The sequence below is a fragment of the Micromonospora sp. NPDC007208 genome, assembly GCF_042869175.1.
GTDB lineage: Bacteria > Actinomycetota > Actinomycetes > Mycobacteriales > Micromonosporaceae > Micromonospora > Micromonospora foliorum.
Map to the genome: position 1 here is coordinate 127,503 of NZ_JBIAFG010000018.1, position 11,852 is coordinate 139,354.

The following is an 11,852-nucleotide window of genomic DNA, read 5'->3' on the forward strand; positions in this document are numbered from 1 at the left end:
ACCCGGCCCGGTCCGCAGACTCAGGCCATGACGAACAACCTTCTCCTCGGCCGAGCAGCGGTGGCGGCCGGCGCGATCGTGGTGGCGGTGGCCGAGTTCGCGCTCCTGCACTCGGCGGCCGGCGTCGACCTGGCGGTCCGGTCCGCAAGCTCGACCCGGCAGGTCACGGTGACCGCGGTCGTCGTGGCCGCCGCGGTCGCGGCACTGGCCGGCTGGGCGCTGCTCGCGGCGTTGGAACGGCTCACCAACCGCTCCCGCGTCTGGTGGACCTCGATCGCGGTCGCGGTCCTGCTGCTGTCGCTCGTGGTCGGGCCACCCAGTGGCGTCGGCGGGGGAGCGAAGGCGACCCTCGCGCTGCTGCACCTCAGCGTCGGCGTGATCCTCATCCTCGGCCTGCCCCGGCCGTGCCCGGAAGGGACTAACCGATGACCGAGCTGACCGTACGCAAGCAGGACGGGACCTTCGTCCTCGACTCCGCGCCGCCCGCCTCGCTGCGTACCGGCTGGACCTGGCGGTGCGGCGAGATCCGCACCGGCACCGGCCTCTGGACGGTCGAACCGACCGGCCGCCGGCGCATCGGGTTCACCGCCCGGGGCGAGCACGGCGTGCCGGTGCGACTCGACCCGGGCCGGTCGCACGTGCCGGGGCCCGGCGGGGTGGCCCACTGGGCGCCCGGTCGGTGCGGCGGTGAGCTGGTACGCGACGGGAACCGCCTCGCGGTGCGCCTCCCCGGCCGACTGGGCGGGCCGATCCGCGTCGACGTCACTGGCGAGTGGGCCGAGCTGGAGCTGGTGGTGCTCACCGCCTGTTTCGCGCTGATGAGTCGACGGCGGCGGCGCACTCTGATCATGATGGCGGCCGTCAGCGCGGGCAGTGGGTGACCGACCGCACGTGGACGAGGGGGCGTGCTCAGACGATGCGACGGAGCGCGCTCTCCACGGCGTCGATCAGTGGATCACCCTCGGTCCGTGGGTGTCGGGCGAGACCGAACTCGACGTCCGGCAGCACGGGCAGGGCACCCGTGTCGCGGCAGATCATGACTGGTTCGAGGTTCGCGGGCATGAGCGCCGCGACGCCGAGCCCGGCCCGTACCGCGGCGAGCACCCCGACCAGGCTGTTGCTCTCGAAGGCCACCCGCCAACGCCGATCGGCGCGCTCCAGCGCGTCCAGCACCGACGTACGCCAGGAGCACGGGTTGGAGAAGAGCACCACCGGCAGCGGATCGGCGGTCACGTCCACACCCTGCCCGGTCGCCCAGACCAGCGGGGCGCGCACCGTCCAGCGCGGCGGCCCGGGAATGTCCGGTACCGCGTCGAGCACGAGTTGGACGCGGCCCGCGTCGTAGGCCTCCCGCATGGCGGCGTTGGAACAGCTGAGCACCTCCAACGTCGCGCCGGGGTGCAGCCGGGCGAGGTCGGCGAGGGCCTGCGGCAGGTGGGCCGCGGCGAGGTCCTCGAGCAGCCCGACGCCACAGTGGCCGGTGAGCGCGCGTCCGGTTTCGGCGAGTGCCTGTGCGGAGAGCGCGAGGATGCGCTCGGCGTACGGCAGAAGCTCTTCGCCGGCCCGGGTCGGCGCGACCCCGGCCGACGAGCGGTGCAGCAGCGGACGGCCGACGACGCTTTCGAGCCTGCGTAACTGCTGGCTGAGGCCGGGCTGGGTCTGCCCGAGCGCGGTCGCGGCACGGCTGATGCTGCCCTCCCGCACGGCGGCGACGAACGACCGCAGCAGGGCGGTCTCCAGGTCCTTGGCCATAAGCAGTCATTATGCCGGCCTCAACAAGATGGCGTCTTCTTATGGTGCGCGGGCGGAACTAGCGTCAACTGGGTGACCAGCTACCGGCAGGTGCTCGCCGTGCCAGGGATGGCACCGCTGCTGGGCGTCTCGTTGCTCGCCCGCACCGCGATAACGGCCGACGTGATGGCGCTGACCCTCTTCGTCGTCCTCGGCCTGGAGCTGAGCTACGCGGCGGCGGGTGGGGTCGCGGCGGCCCTGACCGCCGGAGTGGCGCTGGGCGGCCCGCTGCTCGGTCGCATGATCGACTCGCGGGGCCTGCGCGGCGTCCTGCTGGTGACCGTCACCGCGCAGGTCGTGTTCTGGCTGGGCGTGCCGATCCTGCCGTACGGGTTCCTGCTGGTCGCCAGCTTCGGGGCGGGCCTGCTGATGGTGCCGGCCCAGGCGGTGAGCAGACAGGCGATCGCCGCGATGACGACGGCGCAGCAGCGCCGGGCCGCGTTCGCGCTGGAATCGGTGCAGGGCGAGCTGTCGTACATCGTGGGGCCGGCGGTGGTGATCCTGGGCGCGGCGACGGTGTCCCCTGACGTGGTGGCGTGGGGGGTCGGCGCCGCGATCCTGGCCGGCGGCGTCGGCATCGCCGTGCTCAACCCGCCGATGTACGCCCAGGACGAGGCGGACGCCGCCGCAGTGGAACGACCCCCACGCCGACAGTGGCTGGACGCGAGGATGATCGCCGCGCTGACGATGGCGTTCGGGACGACGACGCTGCTCAGCGGCGTCGACCTCGCCATCGTCGCCACGCTGCGCGAGGCAGGTCAGGTGGCCTGGGCCGCCGTGGTCGTCGTGGTGTTCGGCGTGTCGTCCGTCGTCGGCGGACTGGTCTACGGCGCGCTGACCCGACCGCTGCCCACCTGGCTGCTGCTCGGCCTGCTCGGGCTCGTGACGATTCCCGCCGGGCTCGCCCACGACTGGCCCTGGTTGTGTGTGGCCGTCGTCGGCAGCGGGCTCCTCACCGCACCGACCCTTGGCACGGTGGCCGACGCGGTGAGCCGGCTGGCCCCGCCCGGTGTGCGCGGCGAGGTCGTGGGTCTGCAGTCTTCGGCCCAGAGCGCCGGTTTCGCGCTCGGCTCCCCGCTCGTCGGCGTGGCGATCGACCTCTCCGTGCCGGCGGGCGGTTTCGCGACGGCCGGGCTCGCCGGCCTCGCCGCCGCGGGGACCGGATACCTGCTGTCCCGCCGCTCCAGGATCGGCAGAGTCCGACGCGGGCTCAGCGACCAACCCCCGTGGTCGAGCCAGGCCGGTAGATCATCAGCACGACGACGATCGCCCACAGCAGGTTGAACACGCCCGTCAGCATCCCGAGTCGGCGTGCGGCGCCACCCGGCACGGACTCGCCCGTGTCGAGCGCACCGACGACGCGTTTCTGACCAGGCAGAATGAGGGCGATCAGCATCGCGGCCGCCGCGACCGTCAGGACCATCGAGACGATTAGCCACCGGTCGCCGAGCACGCCGAGACTCGCGGCCGTCGCGAGGCCGAACACCGGAACGAGCACGCCGATCACCGCGTAGACACGGGTGATGCGGTGCAGGATGCGCACGGCGGCAACCCTCCCCGGCTCGTCGGGCGCGGCGAGAGCGAGACGCGCGAAGCGCGGGAACATGCTCGCGGCGATGGCGACCGGGCCGACGGTGAGAATGGCCGCGAGCACGTGGACCGACAGCAGGAACGCACTCACGCGCTGGTCCTCTCGCCGAGCACGCTCGTCTTCGGCAGCTGCCAGGTGGTGCCGCGTCGCTCGTACTCGAACAGCTCCTCCACGGCGAGCGCCGTCGGCGCGCCGAAGTCACGTTCGAGCAGGTAGAGGGCTACGTCGAGACCCGACGTGACGCCGCCGCCGCTGACGAGGTCGCCGTCGTCGACCACGCGGGCGCGGACGGCGGTCACCCCGGTGGCGCCAAGCAGGTCGATGCCGAGCCCGTGCGTCGTCGCGGTGCGGCCCGCCAGGAGACCGGCCATCGCGAGGGCGAGTGATCCGCCGCAGAAGGCCGCCACGGTGACGTCCGGGTTGTCGAGCGCGCGACGGAGAAGGGGCATCGCGTCGCTCGACGCGAAACGGCCCAGGAGTACGGGAATGGTCTCGTCCCCGGCGTCCGGGTCTCCGTCGACGGGGCCGACCGCCCCTGGGACGACCACGTAACCGGGTGCGTCCGGGTCGAGCCTGGCGGTTGCGGTGAGGCTGATCTGCGGGTTGCCGGACCGCACGACGCGGGGACCGCCCGCGCAGACGAGTTCCACCGCGAGCGCGCCGCCGAGGAGTTGGCTTCCGGCGGTCAGCACCTCGAACGAGGCGATGACGTCGAGGGGGTCGAACCCGTCGAAGAGGACGAACTGGGCGTGCAGTCGAGGCATGAGTGATCTCTTCCGGTGGAGGTGTCCTCCATGTTCGCGCCCCGTCAGCGGCGATGCCGATGGCAATCAAGACAGACTTCGCCTGTATCTGGCCAACGGCCGAGTGCCCTATTCTGCTGGGATGTACACGGTCGTGGTGCTCGCTCTTCCGGATGCGATCGCGTTCGATATGGCCACCGCGATCGAAACCTTCGGGCGCGTGCGTCTACCCGACGGCCGTCCGGGATACCGGCTCGTCGTCGCCGGCCACGAGCCGTCCGTCCAGGCCGGTCCGCTGCGCCTGGCCGTCGACGAGGAACTGGACGCCATCGAGCGGGCAGACCTTGTCGTGGTACCGGGAAGGAACGACCCGTTGCGGCCCTCACCGCCCGCCGTTCTCGCAGCCCTGCGGGCCGCAGCGGCGCGCGGGACACGGATCGCGTCGATCTGCGTCGGCGCGTTCACAGTGGCCGAGGCGGGCCTGCTCGACGGCCGGGACGCGACGACACACTGGCTCGCCGCGGACGAGTTCACCCGACGGCATCCCGCCGTCCGAATGAACCCCGACGTGCTCTACACCGACAACGGGAGCGTCCTGACGTCCGCCGGAGCCGCCTCCGGTCTCGACCTGTGCCTGCACATCGTTCAGGGCGACTACGGGATGGCCGTCGCGGCGGACGCCGCCCGCCTCGCCGTCGCGCCGCTGCACCGCCCGGGCGGGCAGGCGCAGTACATCGTCCGGAACCGCCCCACCTACCGGACGTCAACTCTGGAACGGGCGCTCTCCTGGATCGAGGCCAACGCGTACCGGGACCTCACCCTCGCCGACATCGCCGCCGCCGCCGGCATGAGCGTGCGTACGCTGACCCGTCGATTCAAGGACGAGACAGGGCAGAGCCCCATGCAGTGGGTGTCGGGGGTACGCATCCGTCACGCGCAGGACCTGCTGGAGACGACCGACCACACCGTCGACCGGATCGCTGCCCAGACCGGGTTCCCGACCACGAGCAACTTCCGATTCCAGTTCGGGCAACTCCTCGGCGTCACACCCGGCGCGTACCGGAAGGTCTTCCGCCCGCAGCCGGGTCCGACCGGCGCGTAGCCGGGGGACGGGCGACGGTCGGCTCTGGCCCGACGACGCGGTTGCGACGGGCGTCCACGGCGAGCAGGGTGAGGGCGGCCAGCGCCAGCAGCCCGCCGGCGAGTGCCAGCGGGCGTGCCCCCGAGGTGGGCAGGAGGGCACCGCCGAGCAGTGAGCCGCCGGCGATGCCGGCGTTGAAGGCGGTGCTGACACCGGCCGACGCGATGTCGGTGCTGCCCGGGGCCAGTTGCAGCATCCGGTTCTGCACCGCCGAGCCGAACGCCGCGTACGCGAGGCCGATCCCGGCGAGGAGCGCGACCACACCCGGCTTGAGCGCACCGAGCGCGTACAACCCGAGCAGCGAGGCCGTGCCGATGCCCAGCGGCGTCAGCAGTGAGGCGATCGGCCGGGTGTCCAGAGTCCGGGCCGCGACCAGGGTGCCGACGACCCCGGCCGCGCCGGAGACGAACAGCAGCGGCGCCAGCACCGCGTCGGCGAAGCCGCTGACGTCGAGCAGGAACGGTGTCACGTAGGTCTGCAGGGTCATGAAGCCGCCGATGCCGAGGGCGGTGGCGATCAGCAGGACGGCGAAACGCCGCCCGTCCGGTGCGGTGCCCCGGGCGGCGCCACCGGCGGCCGGGGGATAGGACGGAAGGAGGACCAGCACCGCGGCGGCGATCGCCAGACCGACCCCGGCCAGCACCGCGAACGCCGCCCGCCAGCCGGCCTGCTGCCCGAGCCAGGTGCCGAGGGGTACGCCGAGCACCGGGGCGAGCGTCGCCCCGGTCGCGAACAGCGCCACCGCCCGGCCGCGCACCGCGACCGGAAACGGCCCGATCACGGTCGCCGTGGCGATGGACCAGAACAGCGCCTGGGCGAGGGCGGTCACCAGGCGGGAGCCGGCCAGCACGGCGTACGTCTGCGCCAGCGCGGCGGCGGCGTTCGCGGCGGCGAACAGGAGCATCGTGACGCCGAGCAGCTGCCGGCGGGGAATCCGCTGGGTCAGCCGGGTCAGCGGCACGGACGCCACCACGACCACCACGGCGTACCCACTGACCAGCAGACCCACCTGGGAGCGGGACCGGTCGAGATCAGGTGCGATGCGGGTCAGCAGGCCGACGGGCAGCAGCTCGGTCGTGATGAACGCGAACGCGGCGAGGGAGAGCGTGACGAGCACGGCCCTGGCCCTTCGCGGCGATACCTCCGGTGCCATGGTCCACCCCCATTCCAGGGGCCACCGTAATCGAGGGGTCCGACCCCGTTCCGCGCGCGGGCCCCGGCGGCGGTCGACCGGATCGGCTGGCCGGGCCGGCTGCCGCCGTCGACGGCCGGGCCTCCGGTCAGGATCGTGTCCGGAACGGGGCCAGGACGGCGCGGATCTGGTCGGCTGCACCCCAGTCGTCGTCGAACTGGGCCAGCACCGCGAGGTGTTGTCGCAGCTGGATGACCGGCATACGGGCCTCCCAACCGCCGTCGAGCGAGGTCAGCTCCGCGTAGACCTCGAACATTCGTCGTGCCTCGGGCGGGGGCGAGGTGGACCACACGTGCGCGAGGTCGACCTCGGCCCACAGGTACGACACGGCCGGGTCGATCAGCGCCGGCTCTCCGTCCGCGTTGGCCAGGATGTTCTGTGCCCACAGGTCGCCGTGCGTCAGACACGCCGGCCGCTCCGGCAGCAGGTCGGGCAGCCGGTCACAGAGCCGTTCCAGCGCCGCCCGGTCTTCCGCGTCGAGCGCCGCCTCGACGCGGGGCTCGGTCAGCCACCGCAGCAGCCGGTGCTGCGCGAAGAAGGCGAAGCCGTCGTCGTTCCACGTGTTGACCTGGCGGCGACGCCCCAACCAGTTGTCGTGGTCCCAGCCGAAGCGAGGATGCGTCGTGCTCAGGTGCAGTCGGGCGAGCAGGTGCGCGAACTGCTCCCAGAAGGCCTCGCTCCGCGGCCGCTCGCGCAACACCGACAGCACCAGGAGGTCCCGGTCCGCCAGGATCACCTCGGGCGTCGCCACACCGCCGAGTTCGCGCAGGGCGGCCAGCCCTTCGGCCTCGGCCACGAAGACGTCGTCGGCCGGCGGGTCGGCGAAGGCCTTGACGAAGACAGGTGGAGCGTCCCGACGGGTGGCGATGCCCGCGAGCGCAGCGAGCCCGCCGGTCACCGGCTGCACCGTCACGGCGTCACGCATACCGGCCAGGTGCAGACGCTCCAGCAGGGTCATCGGCGACGCTCCTCAGGTCCGGCGGACATACGCATGATCCTATGTAGCTGGTCCGCGCTCACCCTGCCGGTGGACGAGAGTTGATCCACGGGTACGCGCGGTCGAGAATCGATGTCGTGGACTTACCTCAGGACTGGGTCTCGTTACTGGGCCAGCTTGACCGGCAGGTGTCGTCCGGGCGGCTCTCACCGGACACCGCGGCCTTGCCCGAGCTGATGAGCAGCTACGACGTGCCGGGGGTCAGCATCGCCGTCGGCCACGTGAGCGGGCAGGTGTCGGCGGCAGGGTTTGGCGTCCTGGCTGGTGGCACGTCGACGCCGGTGACCGCGAGCACCGCCTTCGCGGCCTGTTCGATCAGTAAGCATGTCGCGGCGTTCGGCGCGCTGCTACTGGTCCAGGCCGGTGTCCTGGACCTCGACGCCGACGTCGACGAGTACCTCACCTCGTGGCACCTACCCGACCGGAACGGCCGGCAGCCAGAAGTCACGGTACGACAGCTACTGGCGCACACCGCCGGGCTGTCCGACACCTGGTACCGCGGCTATGCCGCAGATCGCGCCCCGTCGCTGTTGCAGGTCCTGGAAGGCAGCGGCGCGACGACTACGCCACCGGTCCGGCCGACCCTGTTGCCGGGTAGCCGCTTCCGGTATTCGGGCAGCCACTACTCGGTGCTCCAGCAGCTGATGGTGGACGCGACCGGAACCCCGTTCGAGGACCTCCTGCGAACTCTGGTGCTGGAACCGCTGGCCATGGCCGACAGCAGCTTCGACCAGCAGTTTCCGCACCAGCGCCCGGATCAGGTGGCGCGTGGCCACCACGGCGGCGGCACCAGGATTCCTGGCGGCTGGCGAACGCAACCGGAGCTCGCCGCGGCTGGACTGTGGAGCACCCCGACCGACCTGCTCCGGCTCGACCTCGAAATCGCCCGAGCCGTCTCGGGAAGTTCGAAGCTGCTCGACCGCGACCTGGCCACCCAGATGTGCACACCGCAGATTCCTGGCGGCAGCTACGGGCTCGGCACCGAACTCGACGACCGCGCCGGGCGTCGGCGTTTCGGACACACCGGGTCGAACGTCGGCTACACCTGCTTCTCCTACGTGTGGCCCAACAGCGGCACCGCGGTCGCGGCGATGACCAACTCCGAGGATGGCTGGGAGCTGCTGGTCAGCATCCGCGCCGCCGCGGACCGCCGGTACGCCACCACCAGAATCACCGCCGCGCCGCCCGCCGACGTCACGGGCCGCTACGTCCTGCGCGACGACTACCCGATCGACATCGCGGTCACCGACGGCCAGCTGACCCTCGCCGCCTCGACCCAGCAACCGGTTGTCCTCCTGGCGGACCCGGACGGTCGCTACCGACACCCGGACCTCGATCTGGAGGTCCGGTTCGTCCGGACCGACGACCAGCCCTACGTCCTCGAACTGCGCCAGGAGGGCGTCACCCAGACCGCGAGGCCAGCAACCGAGCAACCGGAGTAACCGGTTGGGGCCGCGTCGTCGAGGTCGTCTCGCACGCCGGCAGCCTCCCGATCATCCGAACTGGTCGGCCAGCTTCGTCAGCTTGCTCACATACGCCGGCCAGTCGTAGTCGTCGCGGATGTTGGTGGCGTCCCGCCGGAGGCCGACCGCCGTGTCGTGCTGTTCGCGCATGATGTCGGCGTGCCCGGCGTGCCGCGCGATATCGCAGGTCACGTGGATGATGATCCGCTGTAGCGTCACGTCCTGCTGACCTGGCCGCCACCACGACACCTGCCCCGGCGCGTCGAGCGGTAACTCGTCGATCGTCTGGTCGGCGAACGCGCCGACCCGGCGATACAGGTCGATCAGCCCGTCCTTCGTCTCGTCCTCGCTGGCGTACCAGTCCGCCTGCGGGTCCTCGTCGTACGCCGCCATCGGGACCAGCTCGCCGGGCGTCGGGAATTCGCGACCGAAGGTGGGCCCGAAGTAGCCGGCCTCGACATTGAGGCAGTGCTTGAGCACGCCCAGCAGGTTGTTGCCGGTCGCCGTGCGGGGGAGCCTGACCTCCCGTTCGCTGAGCCCGTCGAGCTTCCAGATGAGGTCTTCGCGGTTCCCCCGGAGGTAGGCGTGCAGCGCGGCCTTCGCGTCGTTCAGATCAGCCATGCCCGCCAGTCTTTCACCATCCGCCGGGCCCCCGCGGACCCTCGGCGGGCCGGTGCCGGTGCCCTGGAAGCCGAAACTGGTGGCCTGACCTCGCGGGTGGGTGGAGGCACTATCGTTCTGGCGTGCACATCCGCTTCGACGTCCCCGCCGACCCCGCCTACCCGGGCCGGGTGGCCGCTGCCCTCGGCAACGTCCGGCTGCGCAGATTCGGCTACATCGGCGCGGTCCTGACGGTGGTCGGGGTCATCGGTCTCGTCGTCTCACAGGGGTTCGGGTGGGGCGAGCGGAGTACGCCGCTCTGGACCGCGCTGGTCGTGGCCGGCGTGCTGTCGATGCTGTACCGACCGTGGGTGCTGGCGCGCGCCCGACGCCGCTCCGGTAACTACGCCGTCGAGGGCGCCTACGACATCACCGATGACAACATCATGATGCGGAGCGGCTCGGAGTCCGGCGGCATCGCCTGGGACGGGGTCACCCAGGTGCGGGAGGCCGGAGAGTTCTGGGTCGTGTACGTCGGCCGGATGCCGGCCACCGTGATCCCGCGCTGGCTGATGTCCGCCGAGGATGCCGAGACGTTGCGCGCCCGCCTGACCGAACGAGGGCTGCTGCGACGTCGGTGAACCTGGCTGCCGCGGGCCGCTGGGGGGATCGGAGTACCGCATCCGCGCCCAGGATCGCCTGCTTCTCCCTATTCTCGACGGGGATGCACCAATCCGAGTAGTGGCCGTCGGCCCGACGGCTTACAGGAGGCCGTCATGAGCAGCGCGGATCGACCCGAGGGGATCAGCCCCACCGCTGTGGAGTCAGCACCGGGACTGTGGCGGATCGATCTGCAGCGGCACGACCTCAGTATCCCTGGGCGGGAGGTCATTCAGGCTCGGGTGGAGTTCACACCGGATTCGCCACCGTTCAAGCATTTCCACCCCGGCGAGGAGGTCATCTGCGTCCTCCAGGGGACGCTGGAGTATCGGCTGGAGGGGCAGCCGCCCATGGTGTGCAATCCCGGCGACGCGCTCACGGTCCCGTACGGTGTGCACCACCAGGCACGCAACGTTGGCGACGGCATCGCGGTCGAGCTGGCCACGTACGTCGTCGAGAAGGGGAAACCACTTCTCACCAAGGTGGAGTGAGACCCCCACGAGCCGTGGTCAGATTGTCGCTGAGTCGCCGGGCTGGGGGCAGCGGTGGCGGCACGACCGATAAGGTGAACGGATGTCGGTCAGGCAGTTCCAAGTGACCTTCGACTGCGCCGAGCCTGTGCGCGTCGGTCGTTTCTGGTGCGAGGTGTTGGGGTACGTCCCGCCGCCGCCCCCGGACGGGTTCGCCACCTGGGACGATGTCGATCGCGACCATGGTTCGTGGTTCGCGTGCAGTGACCCCTCGGGGGTTGGCCCGCGACTGTTCTTCCAACGGGTGCCCGAGGGCAAGGTTGTCAAGAACCGGGTGCACCTCGACGTGCGGGTCGGCACCGGGCTGGTGGGCGAAGAGCGCCTGGCCGCCCTCGAGGCCGAATGCGCGCGACTTGTCCCGCTCGGCGCGGTACGCGGGCAGCTGTTGCTCGCCGACGGCGAGAACGAGTCGTGCCTCAACATGCAGGACGTCGAGGGCAACGAGTTCTGTCTCGACTAGGCGGCCGGGCACCTGCCGGGTGGGCTAGCCTCGGCCCTCATGACCTGGCTGCCCGATGAGTTCGTCCACCCCGTCCACGTGCCGGTGCCCGACACCGCGCTGCACCTGCGGCCGATTCGCGAGGCGGACACCCCGCTCGACTACCCCGCCGTGATGGGTTCCCGCGAGCGTCTGTGGGAGATATTCGGCCCGGCCTGGGCGTGGCCCAGCGAGACGATGACCTACGAAGAGGACCGTGTCGACCTGTTGCGGCACGAGAAGGAGATAGCCGCGCACCAGTCGTTCAACTACGCGTTGCTGGACGAGGGGGAGACGGCGATCCTCGGCTGCGTCTACATCGACCCGCCGGAGCGCACCGGCTCGGACGGCGAGGTCTCCTGGTGGGTGGTGGACGACCTGGTGGGCAGCGCGGCGGAGGCTGCGGTCGACGCGCTGGTGCCGCAGTGGATCGCCACGGACTGGCCGTTCCACCAGCCCCGTTACCTGGGCCGCGACATCTCCTGGCAGGACTGGCTGTCGTTGCCGCGCGTCTCCTGAGCGTGGCGAGCGTGGTGGGGGGCCCGGGGGGGGGCGGGGCCCCCCCGGGGGGGGCGGGCCCCCCCCGGAATTATGCCACCGTCCCCTGGTTGCCCCGGTGTGGCCCGGGGGCGGCATGTTGTCGGAGAGCCCCATTCCCGCCGCGCG

The 11,852-nt window shown here is 71.5% G+C and carries 15 protein-coding genes; 9 read left to right on the plus strand and 6 right to left on the minus strand.

Features of this window, described 5'->3' with window-relative positions; translation table 11 throughout:
• The first annotated feature begins 27 nt into the window (after positions 1 to 27).
• Both ACFYL6_RS28430 and ACFYL6_RS28435 read left to right on the plus strand, forming a co-directional pair.
• On the plus strand, positions 28 to 429 hold the full coding sequence (locus ACFYL6_RS28430; protein WP_387175851.1) for a DUF6069 family protein: 402 nt from the start codon (positions 28 to 30) through the stop codon (positions 427 to 429).
• On the plus strand, positions 426 to 881 hold the full coding sequence (locus ACFYL6_RS28435) for a hypothetical protein (protein WP_387175853.1): 456 nt from the start codon (positions 426 to 428) through the stop codon (positions 879 to 881). Before ACFYL6_RS28430 ends, ACFYL6_RS28435 begins: the two co-directional genes overlap by 4 nt.
• A gap of 28 nt (positions 882 to 909) precedes the next feature.
• Here the strand turns inward: ACFYL6_RS28435 and ACFYL6_RS28440 are convergent, their stop codons facing one another.
• The gene (locus ACFYL6_RS28440) at positions 910 to 1,752 is read right to left on the minus strand and encodes a LysR family transcriptional regulator (RefSeq protein WP_387175855.1); all 843 of its coding nucleotides are present in this window, start codon (positions 1,750 to 1,752) and stop codon (positions 910 to 912) included.
• 72 nt (positions 1,753 to 1,824) lie between these two features.
• Between ACFYL6_RS28440 and ACFYL6_RS28445 the strand changes: the two genes are divergently transcribed.
• Positions 1,825 to 3,075, plus strand: coding sequence for an MFS transporter (locus ACFYL6_RS28445; RefSeq protein WP_387175857.1), 1,251 nt, complete (start codon positions 1,825 to 1,827; stop codon positions 3,073 to 3,075).
• Here ACFYL6_RS28445 and ACFYL6_RS28450 read toward each other — a convergent pair.
• Together ACFYL6_RS28450 and ACFYL6_RS28455 are read right to left on the minus strand one after the other, a co-directional pair.
• Complete coding sequence (locus tag ACFYL6_RS28450) at positions 3,002 to 3,472, minus strand: hypothetical protein (RefSeq protein WP_387175859.1); 471 nt, start codon at positions 3,470 to 3,472, stop codon at positions 3,002 to 3,004. The genes ACFYL6_RS28445 and ACFYL6_RS28450 overlap by 74 nt on opposite strands.
• Positions 3,469 to 4,146: a DJ-1/PfpI family protein gene (locus ACFYL6_RS28455; protein WP_387175861.1), complete on the minus strand. Its 678-nt coding sequence runs from the start codon at positions 4,144 to 4,146 to the stop codon at positions 3,469 to 3,471. Before ACFYL6_RS28455 ends, ACFYL6_RS28450 begins: the two co-directional genes overlap by 4 nt.
• 121 nt (positions 4,147 to 4,267) lie before the next feature.
• Between ACFYL6_RS28455 and ACFYL6_RS28460 the strand changes: the two genes are divergently transcribed.
• Positions 4,268 to 5,227, plus strand: coding sequence for a GlxA family transcriptional regulator (locus ACFYL6_RS28460; protein WP_387175864.1), 960 nt, complete (start codon positions 4,268 to 4,270; stop codon positions 5,225 to 5,227).
• Here ACFYL6_RS28460 and ACFYL6_RS28465 read toward each other — a convergent pair.
• The gene (locus ACFYL6_RS28465; RefSeq protein ID WP_387175866.1) at positions 5,169 to 6,419 is read right to left on the minus strand and encodes an MFS transporter; all 1,251 of its coding nucleotides are present in this window, start codon (positions 6,417 to 6,419) and stop codon (positions 5,169 to 5,171) included. The two genes, ACFYL6_RS28460 and ACFYL6_RS28465, sit on opposite strands and share 59 nt — an antisense overlap.
• A gap of 127 nt (positions 6,420 to 6,546) precedes the next feature.
• Positions 6,547 to 7,416 carry a fructosamine kinase family protein gene (locus ACFYL6_RS28470; RefSeq protein WP_387175868.1) on the minus strand — a complete coding sequence of 290 codons (870 nt, stop codon included), beginning with the start codon at positions 7,414 to 7,416 and terminating at the stop codon, positions 6,547 to 6,549.
• 116 nt (positions 7,417 to 7,532) lie between these two features.
• Here ACFYL6_RS28470 and ACFYL6_RS28475 point away from each other — a divergent pair, with 116 nt between their 5' ends.
• Positions 7,533 to 8,897, plus strand: coding sequence for a serine hydrolase domain-containing protein (locus ACFYL6_RS28475; protein ID WP_387175870.1), 1,365 nt, complete (start codon positions 7,533 to 7,535; stop codon positions 8,895 to 8,897).
• Positions 8,898 to 8,948: 51 nt separating this feature from the next.
• On the opposite strand, the gene ACFYL6_RS28480 is transcribed toward ACFYL6_RS28475, so the two are convergent.
• Complete coding sequence (locus ACFYL6_RS28480) at positions 8,949 to 9,539, minus strand: DinB family protein (RefSeq protein ID WP_387175873.1); 591 nt, start codon at positions 9,537 to 9,539, stop codon at positions 8,949 to 8,951.
• A gap of 122 nt (positions 9,540 to 9,661) precedes the next feature.
• Here ACFYL6_RS28480 and ACFYL6_RS28485 point away from each other — a divergent pair, with 122 nt between their 5' ends.
• The 4 genes from ACFYL6_RS28485 (at position 9,662) to ACFYL6_RS28500 (ending at position 11,705) form a co-directional block, all read left to right on the plus strand.
• The gene (locus ACFYL6_RS28485) at positions 9,662 to 10,159 is read left to right on the plus strand and encodes a YcxB family protein (protein ID WP_387175875.1); all 498 of its coding nucleotides are present in this window, start codon (positions 9,662 to 9,664) and stop codon (positions 10,157 to 10,159) included.
• A gap of 135 nt (positions 10,160 to 10,294) precedes the next feature.
• Positions 10,295 to 10,669, plus strand: coding sequence for a cupin domain-containing protein (locus ACFYL6_RS28490; protein WP_387175877.1), 375 nt, complete (start codon positions 10,295 to 10,297; stop codon positions 10,667 to 10,669).
• A gap of 82 nt (positions 10,670 to 10,751) precedes the next feature.
• Positions 10,752 to 11,168, plus strand: a complete 417-nt coding sequence (locus tag ACFYL6_RS28495) for a VOC family protein (RefSeq protein WP_387175879.1) — start codon at positions 10,752 to 10,754, stop codon at positions 11,166 to 11,168.
• Between the two features lie 39 nt (positions 11,169 to 11,207).
• Complete coding sequence (locus tag ACFYL6_RS28500) at positions 11,208 to 11,705, plus strand: GNAT family N-acetyltransferase (protein WP_387175881.1); 498 nt, start codon at positions 11,208 to 11,210, stop codon at positions 11,703 to 11,705.
• The last annotated feature ends 147 nt before the right edge of the window (positions 11,706 to 11,852 follow it).